Consider the following 17,183-nt stretch of genomic DNA (forward strand, 5'->3'; position numbering starts at 1 on the left):
TAAAGACCCGGCGACCCAGGCCGTCATAGCCATAGCGTACCTGACGGGTTCCCCGGCGAACCGCAGTCAGCTGACGGTGTTCATCCCACACGAAATGCTCCGCTTCAGCATCGCTTTGCCCGGACTGTCGCTGCCGGAGCTCGCCTGCCCGGTCAAAACAGTAGCGAACGCCGTTCAGGCTGCCGGTCCGCGACCAGCGTTCAGGCTGGTTTTCGCTCTCATTAAGGACGGAGGTGAACGGATTGCCCGCCGCGTCCTGCACGAAGCGCCGGATAACGCCCTGCGGATCGCAGTGTGCCAGCAGACGGCCTGTCGGATCATAACGGTATCGATCGTCACCCCACAGGCTGTCCTGTTTCAGCGTCAGGTTGCCGTCGCGATCGTAGCTGAAGCCGGTGCTGAACAGCGGCTGCTCGCCACGCACCACCTGTTGCGCGTTCAGCCTTCCCTGGGGATCGTAGCTCAGCAGGCGGGTGACTTCGTCCGAAAGTTGCTCGTGGCTTCGCTGACCATGCGCATTGTAGCTAAATCTCACGGGCTTATCGCTGTTAAGCTGTACGCCAAGCAGCCGGTCGTGCCCGTCCCATGCGTAAGATACCTGATGTCCGGCATCGCTTTCGCGCGACAGCAGCAGACCGCGTTCATTCCAGCGATAGCGTAGCTGGAAATCATCCTGCTCTTCACAGAGAATCCTGCCTGCCGCATCGTAACGCCAGGTCAGCCTGCGCCACGGGTTTTCGCACAGTACCAGCCGTCCACAGGCATCATACTGGTATCGCGTGTCCGGATTGTCTCCGCAGCGGCGTTCACTGAGCTGACCGGCGGCGTTGTAACGATACCGCACCTCTCTTCCCAGCGGATCCCGGCGGGCGATCAGATTCTCGCTTTTATCCCAGCGATAATGGGTGGACTGGCCATAATAGTCCGTTTCAGTCACCACCCGCCCCAGCGCATCGCGGGTAAGCTGCCAGCGCTGACCGGTCTGATTAATCACCGCCAGCAGCCTGTCTTCCGGATCATAGTGGTACAGGGTGCGGGCCCCGTCTGCGGTTTCGCAGCCAGACAGCATCCCCGTGGGGGTATAGGACAGGCGCGTAATCCGCCCGGCTTCATCGGTACAGCAGACTGGCCTGTCTTCCCGGTCATATTCAAAACGGATTTCGCGGCCGTCTGGTTCGCATATGGCTGTCAGCCGATCTTTCCGATCCCAGAAATAATGTGTTACGGCCCCGTTGCCGTCGGTTTTCTGCTCCGGGTTGCCCCGTACGGAGTGGCGCAGCAGCAGGGAGGCCGCCCCGCTTTCAGTAATGGCGCAGGGAAAACCCAAATCGTCATATTGGTAACGGGTGATGCCGGTCCCCGGTTCATCAGCTTCAGACAGCTGTCCGAGCGAGTCGTAGCGATAACGGCGCGTTACCCCGGTCGGATCGGACTGCGCAGTCAGGTTACCGCGTTCATCGTATTGTAATTGCCATTCTTCCCCGTTTTCATCGATATGCGAAAGGGGCTGTCCCGCCGCGTTGTAGCGAGCGTGGATCACACCACCGCCGGGAAGATGTTCAGCGACTATCCGGCCCTGTTCATCATATTCCCAGCGATAATGGCGTCCCTCAGGATCGATGAGAGAAACGGTGCGGCCCAGCGTGTCATAGCCCAAAATGGTATTGCCGCCTTCCGGATCGATTTCAGAAACAGGCAGGCCATTTTCATCAAACGTGATGCGCGAAGTATGTCCCAGTGAATCAGTGACCACCACTTCGTTGAGCAGGGGATGATAGTCAAAATGGTAATCCCACACGCCACCATCGCCCCAGGCGTGCACTACCCGCCATGCGTCATCGAAGGCATAGTGAAATCCCTGCCCAAGACGATCGATATGGCTTACCATGCGCCGCTGTCGGTAGCGAAAAGTATTCGCATGCGAAAAGGCGTCCAGTTGGGCTATAAGCTCGCCTGCCTGGTTATATTCATAGCGGATTAGTGGAGAAAGATCCCCCGTACGGGTGTCGAGCAGGCGCAGGGCGAGCAGCCGCCCATGTTCACTGGTGACGATGATTTCCCGTCCGGTCGGCCCCAGCAGACAGAACTCCCGAATAGCCTTCAGTTCGCCATGCTGACGAGAGAACAGCCAGGCGTTGCCGTTGAAATCAGCTACTTTTTCCAGCGGCAGCTGGCCTGTCTGACCCAAAAAATGCAGTTCAGTATTGTTTTCAAGCGCCACCCGCCAGCAAGTGGCATCGCTGCCCTGTTCGCGCCAGAGACGCGCGCCTTCCGGCAATCCGTTTACCGCATGTTCAATGCCATCGCTATCTGGCAGAGCCGGGAACAGCATTACGCCTTCCGGCTGATGCAGCATCGCAGCCTGCTCTTCAGGCATGATTTCCAGCGTGATATCTGCCGGTGTGCTCCAGCCGTAGCCGCACCAGCCCTCTTCATCAATATCTGCAGAGGAGTAATAACGTACCCAGCTCAGAGGCAGACGGCCCCGCACCACAAAATCCTGCTGTTCAAGATGCACGCTGCCATCCCGAATATCGACAGGCTCTGCGCGCAGCATATTGCATTTAAGAAAACCGGAATCCATGTTTTTGAACAGTTTTTTGCGTAGCTTCTTAAACCGTTCCATAAACTGTTGCCACTTTGGCGTTTTTTTCAGTTTCTTAATGCCTTTGCCCAGCCCGCTTAGACCGGCTTTCATCAGCAATGCCATAAGATTGATCGTGGGCGGGCCGCCAACGTTCACATTATTAGGCAGGGCCAGATTAAAGGTCAGCGGTAGCGTCAGTGAGAGCTGCTTCGGCTTAGTTGTACGTTTCAGACGCAACGGCGGGATCATACCCACTATATTGCAGCCGAGTACGGGCATTCCGATGCGGGAAAAGGGTTCGCCATCAACGGAAACCGTTTTACTGCCCATAAACAGTTCATTGTCTAGCTGAGGTCCGCCCGGAGCACGGAAGGGGGGCACCCAGACGCCACCAACCGGAATATGTACTGCAATTCCGCCCGTTCCTGCGCTGGAACGTTTAATGCTGTTGACATTCACCGTAGTGCCCAGCAGGGGCAGATAGTCGAAAACATCGAACACCAGCCCAATATGGGGCGTAGGCAGTGGCCAGGGGTAGAGATGAATATCCAGACCAAGCTGCGGATCAAAGTGTGAACTGGAGTGCATCATTCACTCCTTTAGAAAAGCGCCCGCAATAGCGAGCGTAAAAAGGTACGAAATTCCGTCGCCAGCTCGCCGTTGGAGATGCTGAGATAAATAAGGGCAACCACGGTGATTACGCTTATGAAAATGATAGGATTTTTCATGTTTGGTCCGGTGAACTGTGGGTCAGAGAGGGGGCCGCTTCAGCGGTATTTTTCCCCCAGGCTGGCAGGCTCTGCCATTCGCCGGGAGGGGCATCAAAAGGGTGCGCTATGCCAGGTAAACCATTCCAGTGCGGATGCAGCTTCTCGCGCGCCAGATCTATCACCTGGCGGAATTCTCTACTGCCATGCTGGATGAGCGCCTCACGCGCCTGACGGATGGATAAAAAGGCTTTTTCCAGCCGTAGCTGAAAATGGTTATCAATGCGGCTTACCGCCCTGGTCTCCGGCTTTTGTAGCTGGCTGACGGCCGCGTCAGCCTCCAGCACCAGCCGTTTTTTTTCCTGTTGCCAGCGTTCCGCACATGCCTCCAGGGCGCTGACACGCTTTTTGTCCTGAATACGTAACAGGTCCTGGAAAACGAGTGGCAACGAGGTCTGCTCACGTTCTTCGTAGGGAACGGCCTCAGCGGCATGGATGGCGTGGGCATAATCTGACATGGCCTCAGTTGGACGGCCTGCCTGCAGCAGTGAGAACCCCGCCATGCGCCAGGCCTCCGTTTCAAAAAGCGGATGAGGGATTGCTTTTGCCTGCCGGGCCGCCTCGCGATACTGTTTTGCCGCTTCATGGTACTGCTTATCAGCAAACCAGGCGCCCGCTTCACCAAAGGCGCTCTGGGTCATTAACTGGCCGCGAGTCAGGGGATCGGGCACCTGAATGGCGCTGCGCTTCGCCTGTTGATACTGCGTAATCGCGTTAAGACAGTTTTTTTCTTTGAGCCATGCGCCAGCCATAATGTTGTACAGCACCGTTTCCTGATCGGCCCAGCCGCGGCGCTGTACAACCGGTAATGCCAGCTCAGCCCGACTGACCACCTGTGAGGCGCTCCCTTTTTCAAGCAGCAACATGGCATCAGCCAGATAGCGCCGCAGCTGCAGCCGATCGGGATCGGGATCGCTTTGCTGCCGTGCGGTCTGGTGCATGACCTGCATAACATCGGCATCATCAATGATGCGCTGGATTTGTTGCGGATGTGACTGCTCCAGTGCCTGCCAGAGCGGGTATTCAGCCGTTTCAATCAGCAACAGGCGCACGGTCTTTGATGTTTGGGACAACCAGTGTGTTAACCAGCGCTGTAACGCTTGCATATCACTGACGTCAGAAGGTTGCAGCACCAGCACCAGATAACGCATATCTTTTGCGAAAGTTCGGGTGAAATCTTCTGCAAGATCGCGAAAACGGGCGGCACTGTAGCAGGGCAGTCGCGCTTCACCGCGCCAGTGCGCTGCTTCAGGCGTGGCCTCGCAAAGTTCGATAAACTCTCGGGACAGCGACTCACTGTAGCCATATCCGGTATCAAACTGTGTGGTAAAGGTGACAAACAAATCGGGCAGCGTGCGACCTTCCGGATGTTGCTGCATGGCAAATAGCGCATTCAGTAAGGGTTCTCCGGCGGCAGGCACCTGCCAGATGAATAGCGGCGCCTGGCTCTGTTTTGTCGCTTCCAGCCAGCTCATTTCCAACTGGCTAACCGCTTTTTCGCTTGGGTTTTGTTCAGAAGAGATCATGGTAGCTTCCCGTCAGGCGTTCAGATCGATCTTTTTGCCATTCACCATGACGCCGGCGGCGTTGATGGTGATACTGGCCCCGCCAGCCATAATTTCGATGCTGCCTGAATTCAGCGTTATCCCGCTTTCACCCACATTGATAGTAAAGCTGCCGGTGGCGCTGTCGGACACATTTCCTTCGGTAAAACGGGTATCGCCACCCGTAATACTCAGCGTGCGCCCGGCGCCGATCTGAACCGACTGCTTTTGCGCCACCGTGCGGATCTCATTACTGCAGACGGTCACGTTGCGGTCGCCTGTAACATTCAGCGTCTGGTTGCCAGTAACGGCCATCGAGCGATTCTGCTGCACCTGCACCTTTTCATTGCCAGACACCGTGCGGCTGCGATCTTGATTCACCGTTAGCGTTTGATTGCCTTCAACATTACTGGTGTGATTGCTTTTTACCGTGGCGGTATGGTTACCCGTAATATTTTCATCCCGATTCTGCGTGACGCTCAGTGAAGCGTTGCCTTTAACCTCCTGGCTATGGTTCTGCTGCACGGTGATATTTTCGTTTCCGGTAACGGTTTTGGTTCGATCCTGGCCGATTGTGACGGTTTCATTGCCGTCAACGGTACGCGTGCGGTTCTGTTTGATATGGCTGGTTTCATCTTTACCGACGGTTTTGTTTCGATTGCTGCCGACAGAATGGGATTCATCCTGTTTCACTTCGATATCCATGTTGCGTTCGGCTTGCAGCCAGAGTTGCTCTTCACCTGACTTATCTTCAAAACGGAGCGCATTTGCGTTATCCGGCGAGCCGTCTTTTGTCCGGCTCATAAAGCCCATTTGCGTGGCAGCGGCGGGGAGCGACCAGGGCGGCATACTGGCTTCGTTGTAAACCCGGCCGATAATGATTGGGCGATCCGGCTCGCCGTTGATAAAGTCCACGACCACTTCATCGCCAACGCGAGGGATCTGAATGCCGCCGTAGCCCTGACCTGCCCAGGCGCTGGAAACCCTCACCCAGCAGGAGCTGTTTTCGTCGCCATTACTGGCGCGATCCCAGTGAAATTTCACTTTTACCCGACCATATTTATCAGTCCAGATCGATTCTCCGCTGGGGCCTACTACCCGTGCCGTTTGCGGGCCATAGGTGCGCGGCCATGAGGTACGCGCTTTTGGTCGGAAAGGGGTGCTGGCGGGGATAACCGTGAAATTGATGTGGTGCTTCGCGCTACCATTGCTGCCTGACGCGTACTGATTCTCTTCAAAATTATACCGGGCGCTGATTACCAGTAGCGCTCTGTTATCTGTATCGTTAGGCGCGCCCGTCAGGGTAAACTGATAACCCGGTGCAATACCGGTTGCTGTACCGGTTCCCCGAATTTGCTGCTGCCCGGCCTGCCAGCTTTGCTGACGAATACGGGCATAGCTTTCGCCATCAGTATGTTCGATAAAGTGACCCGGCCAGTCGTAGACATCAATTTTGCCGGGATCGGGCGAGACAGGATTTTGCAGGGCCTGTAGCAACCAGGCGTGGGGTTTACGGAAATCGTAATCGTCAATGCTGTATAAGCCGGGCGTCACGACATAGCGCGCTTTCAACTGACTGACGCCTTCTTCATCAATAGCGCCGCCGCCAGCCTGGGCATGCCAGGGGATTGTTTCATAACCAGGAAAGGTGCCGGTTGCGGTGGTATCGTCGCTCAGGATTAGAGTATGCCCGTCCTTTTCGTGGCGGAAATAATAGCTTATTCCCTCCAGCTCCAGCAGACGACTGATGAAGTCAAAGGTGCTTTCGCCATATTGTACGCAGTAGTCCCACTGGCGATAGCTGCCACTCAGCCGATCTTCAATCCTGACGTTATTTTCTGCAAACAGGGATTTAACAATATCCGGCACCCGCTGTTGCTGAAAAATACGAAAATTCTTGTCGCGAGTCATCGGCCAGAAATCAGGCTCCAGCGTGATCTGATAAACCGTATAACGATTATCTTCAATTTCATCCTCACGGATGGAAATAGCGGTAATTTTTCCCGTCAGGTATCGCTCCTGGTTGGCTAAACGTCCAGGTAAAATAACGGTCAGGGACTGACCCAATAATTTCTGACGATCCACTGCCGGGTCCTGACTAAGCAGATCAAGTGAGAATCGAAAAGGCGTGGAGACAGCTTCTTTTCCCTTCAGAGCCCAGAAACGCAGAGATTCTGCTCCTGATGGCGGCTGTATGGTTATCCGGCTAAACATGTTTTTCCTTATCAACACAAATAGCGCTATTTGTTATTAACCATTTAAAATTATTAGGTTAATATTAATTCGCTTCTTTGTTTGCCTGTTTTTCCCTGGCATTTATTAAAATTCACTGATCATTTCATCTTTAAATCAAATATTACCTGGTTCGCCCAATCAGTTTTGTCTGGAAAGTTGAAAAGTGGTGGAGGTGAAGCTGATATACAAAGCAGAGGATCGCGTGCCTGACTACTTTTACTCTTTACCCATAAATCCCGGCCACGAAAGATAATATTACGCAGCCGCGATGCTAAAATTTTTATCGTTTGCCGCGGGTTATTGATGCTGACCAGTTAAAATCATTGACTTCACTTTCTGCCAGCGAAGAAGGTTTCTTTTTACGGACCGGCTTTTTGGCCGCCAGCTCTTTTTCCTTCTCATTATTCTGCTTGATAGTCATGACCATTTGTCTGGCTTCGGCGGTAAATTCTTTCTCTTTTTTACCGTCGGGCTCTTTACCGGTACGAAGTTTATATTTCTGCACCAGTCCCCTGAACGTTTCATCTATAACTGCTCGTTCATTAGTATTAAACCGATCGATGGAAATCATTTTTTTATCGTTCATAGGGCTTGTTCCTGAGAGTGAACTAACTGAACAAGATAGAGGATGCCTGACCTGAGAACAATGACTCTATGCGCCGGGAAGGTAACTAAAGTAAAAACCTGCTAATACCGTCAATCTTCTTTGACTCTTTCCGGCAAGCCGGTGTTAAATTCCAGCTGGCTCCAGGCGGGCCGATAACAAAGATAACGATCTTCCTGCGCGGGTTGCGCCTTGATTCTGACGAGCACAGCTATGTTTCTTTCCTTTTTAACACGACTGCTGATAACCACGGTGGTGACCGGTAGCTATGCGGTTGCCGCCGATCTGCCTGATATTAACGGTGCGATCCTTACGCCGCCTGCGGAACAGTTCTCTATGCTGCCCACCGCATCCGCAGCTGAGACACGAGCGGAAGCCCCTGCGGCGCAGCCGCCAGAGTCGGGCTCCGATGAGGTTACATCGCCAGAGACGGGTACCGATGCGGTTGCGCCGCCTTCAGCTTTGCCTGCGCCAGCAGAGAGCGAAGAGGTAAAACAGGATGCCGTTATCCGCGCGGCGCTGCAGGCAATCCGTCAGCATCAGCTCACGCCGCTTGCCACTGACTGCCTGAGCATGAGTTTTGTTGATAACAGCGACGACCCGGAAAACTACCTGATCGACGTTCGTGAAAACCGTAACTCTCCGGCCTGCGGCGGCGATCCGGAAACCGCGCCGCACCTGTTTTTCCTGAAGGCCAGTAAGGCGGACGGGGCGTTACAGACCGATGCTGGCGTCGAGCCTGATGATTTCTATCCGCTGGAAAACAGTGAACAGCCCGACGTTGCCGCCCTGACGGCAGAAGATTTTTCCGTGCAGGTCAATGGCGTCACCCTGACGCTGGGGCAGGTGTGGAATGAGGATGTTATGATGAGCCTGCCGCCGGAGCGTGCGCAGCAGCAGGATAAGCCAAACGCGAAGTCCGCCTGGCGTTACTTTCAGCACCGCTATGATGCGTTAACGCTGACAGCAAGCAATGAAAACTGGCAGCAAAAGCAGCACAGCCCGGATGACAACTATCTGGGAGAAATCACCCTGGTGAACCCAACGCTGGCGACGCATCGCGGCGTGCACGTTGGCATGACGCCAGATGAGGTTGAGCGCAGGTATGGTCCCGGCGAGGCGGATGAGCGCAATGGTGAAAGCTGGCTTAGCTGGCAGCAGGACGACAACGTGCTCTCGGTGCGTATCAGCAATGGCCTGGTAACGCTCATCAGGCTAAGCAATTTGCAGCCTGACAGGGATGCCGCGGAATAAACCGGCTGCTTTGCGCGCCGCCGCGGAAAACGCGCGATTTCGGCCTGCTTTTTTTATGTACTTAAGGTAAGCTATGCGGCCTCATTGCCTGACTTTTCAACATTGTTATACGGGGCTGGATCCGATGTAGATCATCATCTCTTTTTGCAGCATTTCCGCGGCTTACATGGCGTATGCCTCAGGTGCGCTGCATGGTTCCGGTTCCGGGCCTGGCAATGTCGCAGGCCCTCATGAATTAACGGCTGTGACGCCTGTAATAACGCCGCGTCACGGCATTAACAGAAGAACTCATCGATGTCTAATGCTGCATTTTTGCAAGAAGTGTCGCGCCGTCGCACCTTTGCCATTATCTCTCACCCCGATGCCGGTAAGACCACCATCACCGAAAAAGTCCTGCTGTTCGGACAGGCGATCCAAACCGCCGGTACGGTAAAAGGCCGTGGCTCTAACCAGCACGCGAAATCGGACTGGATGGAAATGGAGAAACAGCGCGGGATCTCTATCACCACCTCGGTAATGCAGTTCCCTTACCGCGATAGCCTGGTTAACCTGCTGGATACCCCAGGGCATGAAGACTTCTCTGAAGATACCTATCGTACCCTGACCGCCGTTGACTGCTGCCTGATGGTGATCGATGCGGCGAAAGGCGTTGAGGATCGTACCCGTAAACTGATGGAAGTTACGCGCCTGCGCGATACGCCGATCCTGACCTTTATGAACAAGCTGGACCGCGATATTCGCGATCCGATGGAGCTGCTGGATGAAGTCGAGAGCGAGCTGAGAATCGCCTGCGCTCCGATTACCTGGCCGATCGGCTGCGGTAAGCTGTTCAAAGGCGTTTACCATCTTTATAACGATGAAACGTATCTGTATCAGACCGGTAAAGGCCATACCATTCAGGAAGTGCGCGTCGTTAAGGGCCTGAATAACCCGGAGCTGGACAGCGCGGTCGGCGAAGATCTCGCGGCACAGCTGCGTGACGAGCTGGAACTGGTAAAAGGCGCTTCGCACGAGTTTGAACAGGAAGCTTTCCTGCAGGGCGAGCTGACGCCGGTCTTCTTCGGTACCGCATTGGGCAACTTCGGCGTTGATCATATGCTGGATGGCCTGGTTTCCTGGGCGCCCGCGCCGATGCCGCGCCAGAGCGATACGCGCAGCGTTGAAGCCAGCGAAGAGAAGTTCTCCGGCTTCGTGTTTAAAATCCAGGCCAACATGGACCCGAAACACCGCGACCGCGTCGCTTTTATGCGCGTTGTCTCCGGTAAATATGAAAAGGGCATGAAGCTGCGCCAGGTTCGTATCGGTAAAGATGTGGTGATTTCCGATGCGCTTACCTTTATGGCGGGCGATCGTGCGCACGTTGAAGAAGCCTTTCCCGGCGACATTATCGGCCTGCACAACCACGGCACCATTCAGATTGGCGATACCTTCACGCAGGGCGAAAACATGAAGTTCACCGGTATTCCGAACTTCGCGCCAGAGCTGTTCCGTCGTATTCGCCTGCGCGATCCGCTGAAGCAGAAGCAGCTGCTAAAAGGGCTGGTACAGCTGTCAGAAGAGGGCGCGGTGCAGGTATTCCGTCCGGTATTCAATAACGATCTGATCGTAGGAGCCGTTGGCGTGCTGCAGTTTGATGTGGTCGTAGCGCGACTGAAAAGCGAGTACAACGTGGAAGCGATTTACGAATCGGTTAACGTCTCGACCGCGCGCTGGGTTGAATGCAGCGATGTGAAAAAGTTCGACGAGTTCCAGCGTAAGAATGAAGTTAACCTGGCGCTGGACGGCGGTGATAACCTGACTTATATCGCGCCGACCATGGTTAACCTCAACCTGACGCAGGAGCGTTATCCTGAAGTTGTGTTCCGCAAAACGCGCGAACACTAATCGGCTTCGTTCAGGCATCGCGGAGGCGGCATTCTCCTTCGCGATGCGTTTTTATAGTACCACCGCAAATTGTCCTTTCCCCGCTACAGACTCCTCTTAAAAAAAGCGTAAAAACACCTTCTTACCTGTTTTTTAACCAGAAAAGCGAGCCGAATGCCGATCCTTGTCTATGCTTAGTTTGTCGGATGCAAAAAGCGGTGGCGAGAGCTTCCCGGCATCCATTTAAGCGACACCGTGGTTGTTGTCGCTACGCTTACGGTTGTAAGTGGAATAACGTATAAGAAGGAAAATATCGATGAACAAGACTAAGATCGCTAAGACTCTGATGGCTGTAATGGTGGGTTCTGCGCTGCTGAGCGGCTCTGCCCTGGCAGATGAATCCATCTCGCAGAAAACGCAGAATACCGCGGATAGCGCAGGGTCCAAAATCGATAGTTCTATGAAAAAAGTCGATGGTTTTATGGATGACAGCGCCATCACCGCCAAAGCGAAAGCTGCTCTGGTAGATGACGAAACGATTAAAAGTACGGATATCTCAGTAGAGACGCAGAAGGGCGTAGTTACCCTGAGCGGTTTCGTTTCTTCTCAGGATCAGTCTGAAAAAGCCGTGGCTCTGGTGAAGAAAGTTGAGGGCGTAAAATCCGTCAGCGACAAACTACACGTTAAAGACAGCGAAAAACAGTCTGTTAGCGGTTATGCGGGCGATGCCGCTACCACCAGCGAAATCAAAGCTAAGCTATTAGCGGATGACATTGTGCCGTCCCGTAAAATCAAAGTTGAAACCACCAACGGCGTGGTCCAGCTTTCCGGTACGGTAGAAAAAGAAGCACAGTCAGAACGTGCGGAAAGTATCGCCAAAGCTATTGAAGGCGTGAAAAGCGTTAAGAATGACCTGACGGTTAAACCTTAATGTCCTGGCAGCACGGCCAGCGTAGCGGCCATGCTGCAGTTAACCCGTTAAAAAGAAAGTTCATGGCTTTACTGTCCATGAATACGCTGAGCTAAGCAGTTCGATTTTCACTATGGTAAAGGAGAGGCTTATGTTTCGTTGGGGTATTATCTTTCTGGTAATCGCATTGATCGCGGCGGCATTGGGCTTCGGCGGTCTGGCTGGTACAGCCGCATGGGCAGCTAAGATTGTCTTCGTGGTGGGTATTATTCTGTTCCTCGTCAGCCTGTTTACCGGTCGTCGTCGACCCTAGGTATGCCGCTGAACAGACAGATTCAGTGAATTTAGCGGAGGCCAGTCATGAATGGCGACATCGTTGCAGGCAAATGGAAACAATGGAAAGGCCAGATGGCGCTAATGTGGGCGGAGTGGTTTGATAACGACGACGCCTGGATGTCAGGAAACAATGACTGGCTCTCCGGTATTTTGCAGGAAGATTACGGCAGGGAGCAGGACGATGCCACTGCCGATAAACGCCGGCGCTGATCTGTTATAGGCTGGTCCGCCTGCGCTGTATGGCGCTGCGCCAGCCGGTTGCTTTTAATCCGCTTCATCCTTTCTTGTCCTCGTCTTTAAGAGGCGCGGCAAACCCTCTCTTTCTTCATCTCCGCTAACGTCACTCCGTTCTTGATTATTTTATCGTTCCAGAACAAGAGGCGGCGTTACGCTACCTTCCGCTGCAGCGGCGGATAAAATAGCGCAGAATAATGCCTGTTATAATTAAGGAGCGCTGGCGTGAGATTTATTGATACCCACTGTCACTTCGATTTTCCTCCCTTTAGCGGTAGCGAGGAGGAAAGCGTGGCACGCGCCGCTCAGGCAGGCGTTGAGAAAATTATCGTGCCGGCGGTGGATGCCGCACGCTTTGCCTCGGTTTTACAGCTGGCACAACAGCATGCGCCGCTGTATGCCGCGCTGGGGCTGCATCCCATTATGATTCATCAGCACAGCGATGCAGCGCTGGAACAGCTGGAGCAGCTTTTGCGTCAGCGGCCCGCTAAGCTGGTGGCGATCGGCGAGATCGGGCTCGATCTTTATATGGATGATCCTCAGTTCGATCGGCAGCAGCATTTTTTGGATGCGCAGCTGCGGCTGGCGCGGGAGTACGATCTTCCGGCGATCCTGCATTCACGGCGCACGCATGACAAGCTGATGCTGCATCTGCGTCGTATCGAGGTGCCGCGCCGTGGCGTGGTGCATGGTTTTGCCGGGAGCTTGCAGCAGGCGCGGGCATTTATCGCCGCCGGTTATGCTATCGGCGTGGGCGGCACCATTACTTATCCCCGCGCCAGCAAAACGCGTAATACCATTGCGCAGCTTCCTCTCAGCGCGCTGCTGCTGGAAACCGATGCCCCTGATATGCCGTTAAATGGCTTTCAGGGCCAGCCCAATCGGCCAGAACAGGTAGTGAAGGTGTGGCAAACGCTGTGCGAGCTGCGTCAGGAAGCGCCGGAAGAGATCGCCGCAGCGCTTGTCGCCAACAGTGAACGACTGTTTCAGCTACGTTAAAAACCGGCTGGCGCGGCTGGCGATGTTAAGAACAGGTAAAGGGCAAATGTGACAATTCTCACATTTGCCCTTCTGCGTTATGATAGGCCGCATAAAGCGGATCCGGCTGCGGCTGTGGCGCTTTTAATGCGATGAGCGTCACATTAAATGTAAACTTGATGATGGCGTTTCTTAATTAAATGTGAGCTTACGCACAACAAAGAGTCTGCCCGCGATGTTAAGATCGTAACATCAAAGCGAATCAGCATCGCTGGCAAGGTGAGATGGATTTCAACCCTCTTCAAGGAACCAAGACCTCGTGTTGAGTCTTCCGCTGGCGGAAGCTCACTGAATCTTTCTGGAGAGCATTATGACTGATGTAACCGCTGCCGCGCTGCGTGCGCTGAAACTTATGGATTTAACCACCCTTAACGATGATGACACCGATGCAAAAGTTATTGCGCTGTGTCAGCAGGCTAAATCCCCGGCAGGCAATACTGCCGCTATCTGCATCTACCCACGTTTTATTCCCATCGCACGTAAAACGCTGCGCGAACAGGGCACGCCCGATATTCGTATCGCTACCGTGACCAATTTCCCGCACGGTAATGATGATATTGATATCGCACTGGCGGAAACCCGCGCGGCTATTGCCTACGGCGCGGATGAAGTGGATGTCGTCTTCCCGTACCGCACGCTGATGGCTGGCGATACCGAAACCGGCTTTAAGCTGGTCAAAGCGTGCAAAGAAGCCTGCGCGGCGGCCAATGTACTGCTGAAAGTGATTATTGAAACCGGCGAGCTGAAAGAGGAAGCGCTAATCCGTCAGGCTTCTGAAATTGCTATCGATGCGGGCGCAGATTTTATCAAAACTTCAACCGGTAAAGTGCCGGTAAACGCCACGCCGGACGTGGCGAAAATCATGATGGAAGCGATCCGTGATAAAGGCGTGAAGGATCGCGTTGGCTTTAAGCCTGCGGGTGGCGTGCGTACCGCGGATGACGCGGCGCTGTATCTGCAGCTTGCCGATGACATTCTGGGCAGCGGCTGGGCGGATGCGCGTCATTTCCGCTTCGGTGCTTCCAGCCTGCTGGCAAGCCTGCTGAACGCGGCGGGCTATGACAGCGCGCGCAGCACCAGCAGCTACTAATTTTCCTTTCACCATAGCGGACGCCTGCCGTCCGCTAAAAATAACGCTTCCGCACCGTTGGATCGGGACACCGGGCCTGATTTATTGATCCGCTAAACAGGGGGTTACCTTGTTTCTACCACAAGAAATTATTCGAAAAAAACGTGACGGCCACGCGCTGAGTGAAGAAGAGATCCGCTTCTTTATTAACGGCGTGCGTGATAACAGCGTATCAGAAGGGCAGATCGCCGCGCTGGCGATGACGATTTTTTTCCATGATATGACGCTGCCGGAACGCGTGGCGCTGACTATGGCGATGCGCGACTCCGGTACGGTGCTGTCATGGAAGTCCTTAAATTTAAACGGTCCGCTGGTGGATAAGCACTCTACCGGCGGCGTGGGTGACGTCACCTCGCTGATGCTGGGGCCGATGGTCGCCGCCTGCGGCGGCTATGTGCCAATGATCTCCGGGCGCGGACTGGGCCATACCGGCGGCACGCTGGATAAGCTGGAGGCGATCCCCGGCTTTGATATTTTCCCCAGCGATACCCGTTTTCGGGAAATCATTAAACAGACCGGCGTCGCTATTATTGGCCAAACCAATTCGCTGGCGCCGGCCGATAAGCGTTTTTACGCCACGCGCGACATTACCGCCACGGTCGATTCTATTCCGCTGATCACCGCCTCGATTCTGGCGAAAAAGCTAGCCGAAGGGCTGGACGCGCTGGTGATGGATGTGAAGGTCGGATCCGGCGCCTTTATGCCGACGTTTGAACTGTCGGAGCAGCTGGCGCAGGCGATTGTTGGCGTGGCCAACGGCGCGGGCTGCAAAACGACCGCGCTGCTGACCGATATGAATCAGGTACTGGCCTCCAGCGCCGGCAATGCGCTGGAAGTACGCGAAGCGGTTCAGTTCCTGACCGGCAGCTACCGTAATCCGCGGCTGCTGGAGGTTACGCTGGCGCTGTGCAGTGAAATGTTGATTTCCGGCGGTCTGGCACAGGATGACGCTGCGGCCCGTCAGCAGCTGCAAAAAGTGCTGGATAACGGCAGCGCTGCCGACGTGTTTGCGCGCATGGTTGCGGCGCAAAAAGGCCCGGCTGATTTTATTGAAAAAATGGACAGCTACCTGCCGGCGCCGATGCTGAGCAAGGCGGTTTACGCCGATGCGCCCGGCATTGTTAATGAGATGGATACGCGCGCGCTCGGTATGGCGGTGGTGGCGTTGGGTGGCGGACGTCGGCGCGCCAGCGACAGCATCGATTACAGCGTAGGCCTTAATGAAATGGTGCAGCTGGGCGACCATGTCGACGCTGAACGTCCGCTGGCGATTATCCATGCCGCCAGCGAAGAAAGCTGGCAGGAAGCGGCGCAGGCGGTGAAGGCAGCGATTAAATCCGGCGACGGTAAACCGGCCGCAACGCCAGTTATCTATCGCAGAATTAGTCAATAAACGTCATACTACTCTGATCGCTTTTTTATTTTTCTCATCGCGCGTAAGCGCAGGAGAGTGACATGAAACGGGTATTTATCATGGTGCTGGACTCCTTCGGGATCGGTGCCAGTAAAGACGCTGAGAAATATGGTGATAAAGGCTCTGACACGCTGGGCCATATTGCGCAGGCCTGCTTTAACGGCGAGGCTGATAAAGGTCGTCAGGGGCCGCTGCATCTGCCAAACCTGACCGCATTGGGGCTGGGGAAAGCGGCGGAAGCCTCTACCGGCACCTTCCCGCCGGGCCTGGATCCGCAGGCGGAAATTATCGGCGCTTATGCCTGGGCGCAGGAGCTTTCTTCCGGTAAAGATACGCCGTCAGGCCACTGGGAAATCGCCGGCGTCCCGGTGCTGTTTGACTGGGGTTATTTTAGCGACACGGAAAACAGCTTCCCGCAGGCGCTGCTGGACAAACTGGTGGAGCGCGCCGGGCTGCCGGGCTATCTTGGCAACTGTCACTCTTCCGGTACGGTAATTCTGGATAAGCTGGGTGAAGAGCATATGAAAACCGGCAAGCCGATTTTCTATACCTCTGCTGACTCGGTATTCCAGATCGCCTGCCATGAAGAGACGTTCGGCCTGCAGCGCCTGTACGATCTGTGTGAAATCGCCCGTGAAGAGCTGGATAAGGGCGATTACAACATTGGCCGCGTAATTGCGCGTCCGTTCGTAGGCGATAAAGCTGGAAACTTTGAACGTACCGGCAACCGTCACGATTTGGCAGTCGAGCCGCCATCGCCGACCATCCTGAAAAAGCTGGTGGAAGAGAAGCAGGGCGAAGTGATTTCGGTGGGTAAAATTGCCGATATTTACGCTCACGTCGGCATCACCAAAAAGGTGAAAGCGACCGGCCTCGATGCGCTGTTCGATGCCACGGTAAAAGAGATGGCGCAGGCGCCGGATAATTCCATCGTCTTCACTAACTTTGTCGATTTTGACTCCGCCTGGGGACATCGTCGCGACGTTGCTGGCTATGCTGGCGGCCTGGAGCTGTTTGACCGCCGTCTGCCGGAGCTGATGGCGTTGGTGAAAGAGGGCGATATTCTGCTCCTCACCGCCGATCATGGCTGCGATCCGACCTGGCATGGCACCGATCATACCCGCGAGCATATTCCGGTTCTGATCTATGGCCCAGGCGTTAAGCCGGGCTTCCTCGGCGCGCGTGATACCTTTGCCGATATTGGGCAGACGGTAGCGAAATACTTCGGCCTTTCCGATATGGAATACGGCAAAAGCATGCTGTAACAC

The 17,183-nt window shown here is 54.6% G+C and carries 14 protein-coding genes; 9 read left to right on the plus strand and 5 right to left on the minus strand.

Going from position 1 to position 17,183, the window contains the following annotated elements; all coding sequences use genetic code 11:
* From COO59_RS10675 to COO59_RS10690, 5 genes are all read right to left on the minus strand, one after another.
* Positions 1-3,175 (minus strand): DUF6531 domain-containing protein (locus COO59_RS10675; RefSeq protein WP_103059786.1); only part of this gene is annotated, 3,175 nt, incomplete at its 3' end.
* 11 nt (positions 3,176-3,186) lie between these two features.
* Positions 3,187-3,315, minus strand: a complete 129-nt coding sequence (locus COO59_RS21480; protein ID WP_276308266.1) for a hypothetical protein — start codon at positions 3,313-3,315, stop codon at positions 3,187-3,189.
* Positions 3,312-4,880, minus strand: coding sequence for a hypothetical protein (locus COO59_RS10680; protein WP_240614126.1), 1,569 nt, complete (start codon positions 4,878-4,880; stop codon positions 3,312-3,314). The genes COO59_RS21480 and COO59_RS10680 overlap by 4 nt, the downstream gene beginning before the upstream one ends.
* Before the next feature lie 12 nt (positions 4,881-4,892).
* Positions 4,893-7,112: a type VI secretion system Vgr family protein gene (locus COO59_RS10685; RefSeq protein ID WP_103059787.1), complete on the minus strand. Its 2,220-nt coding sequence runs from the start codon at positions 7,110-7,112 to the stop codon at positions 4,893-4,895.
* A 301-nt stretch (positions 7,113-7,413) separates the two neighbouring features.
* Positions 7,414-7,719 carry a hypothetical protein gene (locus tag COO59_RS10690; protein ID WP_103059788.1) on the minus strand — a complete coding sequence of 102 codons (306 nt, stop codon included), beginning with the start codon at positions 7,717-7,719 and terminating at the stop codon, positions 7,414-7,416.
* A 231-nt stretch (positions 7,720-7,950) separates the two neighbouring features.
* Here COO59_RS10690 and COO59_RS10695 point away from each other — a divergent pair, with 231 nt between their 5' ends.
* From COO59_RS10695 to deoB, 9 genes are all read left to right on the plus strand, one after another.
* Positions 7,951-8,991, plus strand: coding sequence for a hypothetical protein (locus COO59_RS10695; RefSeq protein ID WP_103059789.1), 1,041 nt, complete (start codon positions 7,951-7,953; stop codon positions 8,989-8,991).
* Between the two features lie 294 nt (positions 8,992-9,285).
* On the plus strand, positions 9,286-10,875 hold the full coding sequence (prfC, locus tag COO59_RS10700) for a peptide chain release factor 3 (RefSeq protein ID WP_103059790.1): 1,590 nt from the start codon (positions 9,286-9,288) through the stop codon (positions 10,873-10,875).
* 295 nt (positions 10,876-11,170) lie between these two features.
* A complete protein-coding gene (osmY, locus tag COO59_RS10705) occupies positions 11,171-11,785 on the plus strand; it encodes a molecular chaperone OsmY (RefSeq protein ID WP_103059791.1) in 615 nt (204 codons plus the stop codon).
* Positions 11,786-11,915: 130 nt separating this feature from the next.
* The gene (locus tag COO59_RS10710; RefSeq protein ID WP_003856556.1) at positions 11,916-12,077 is read left to right on the plus strand and encodes a DUF1328 domain-containing protein; all 162 of its coding nucleotides are present in this window, start codon (positions 11,916-11,918) and stop codon (positions 12,075-12,077) included.
* Between the two features lie 47 nt (positions 12,078-12,124).
* On the plus strand, positions 12,125-12,310 hold the full coding sequence (locus COO59_RS10715) for a CsbD family protein (protein WP_103059792.1): 186 nt from the start codon (positions 12,125-12,127) through the stop codon (positions 12,308-12,310).
* Positions 12,311-12,559: 249 nt separating this feature from the next.
* Positions 12,560-13,333, plus strand: a complete 774-nt coding sequence (locus COO59_RS10720) for a TatD family hydrolase (protein ID WP_103059793.1) — start codon at positions 12,560-12,562, stop codon at positions 13,331-13,333.
* Positions 13,334-13,682: 349 nt separating this feature from the next.
* Positions 13,683-14,462, plus strand: a complete 780-nt coding sequence (gene deoC / locus COO59_RS10725) for a deoxyribose-phosphate aldolase (protein ID WP_103059794.1) — start codon at positions 13,683-13,685, stop codon at positions 14,460-14,462.
* A gap of 109 nt (positions 14,463-14,571) precedes the next feature.
* On the plus strand, positions 14,572-15,894 hold the full coding sequence (gene deoA / locus COO59_RS10730) for a thymidine phosphorylase (protein WP_103059795.1): 1,323 nt from the start codon (positions 14,572-14,574) through the stop codon (positions 15,892-15,894).
* A gap of 62 nt (positions 15,895-15,956) precedes the next feature.
* Positions 15,957-17,180, plus strand: a complete 1,224-nt coding sequence (deoB, locus tag COO59_RS10735) for a phosphopentomutase (protein ID WP_103059796.1) — start codon at positions 15,957-15,959, stop codon at positions 17,178-17,180.
* The last annotated feature ends 3 nt before the right edge of the window (positions 17,181-17,183 follow it).

It is taken from the genome of Mixta theicola, assembly GCF_002895925.1.
Classification (GTDB): Bacteria; Pseudomonadota; Gammaproteobacteria; order Enterobacterales; family Enterobacteriaceae; genus Mixta; species Mixta theicola.

Excerpts from the sequence above, each read along its gene's own strand:
- COO59_RS21480 (WP_276308266.1), bottom strand. The coding sequence starts at position 3,315 with ATGAAAAATCCTATCATTTTCATAAGCGTAATCACCGTGGTTGCCCTT.
- COO59_RS10680 (WP_240614126.1), bottom strand. The coding sequence starts at position 4,880 with ATGATCTCTTCTGAACAAAACCCAAGCGAAAAAGCGGTTAGCCAGTTG.
- COO59_RS10685 (WP_103059787.1), bottom strand. The coding sequence starts at position 7,112 with ATGTTTAGCCGGATAACCATACAGCCGCCATCAGGAGCAGAATCTCTG.
- COO59_RS10690 (WP_103059788.1), bottom strand. The coding sequence starts at position 7,719 with ATGAACGATAAAAAAATGATTTCCATCGATCGGTTTAATACTAATGAA.
- COO59_RS10695 (WP_103059789.1), top strand. The coding sequence starts at position 7,951 with ATGTTTCTTTCCTTTTTAACACGACTGCTGATAACCACGGTGGTGACC.
- prfC (WP_103059790.1), top strand. The coding sequence starts at position 9,286 with ATGTCTAATGCTGCATTTTTGCAAGAAGTGTCGCGCCGTCGCACCTTT.
- osmY (WP_103059791.1), top strand. The coding sequence starts at position 11,171 with ATGAACAAGACTAAGATCGCTAAGACTCTGATGGCTGTAATGGTGGGT.
- COO59_RS10710 (WP_003856556.1), top strand. The coding sequence starts at position 11,916 with ATGTTTCGTTGGGGTATTATCTTTCTGGTAATCGCATTGATCGCGGCG.
- COO59_RS10715 (WP_103059792.1), top strand. The coding sequence starts at position 12,125 with ATGAATGGCGACATCGTTGCAGGCAAATGGAAACAATGGAAAGGCCAG.
- deoC (WP_103059794.1), top strand. The coding sequence starts at position 13,683 with ATGACTGATGTAACCGCTGCCGCGCTGCGTGCGCTGAAACTTATGGAT.
- deoB (WP_103059796.1), top strand. The coding sequence starts at position 15,957 with ATGAAACGGGTATTTATCATGGTGCTGGACTCCTTCGGGATCGGTGCC.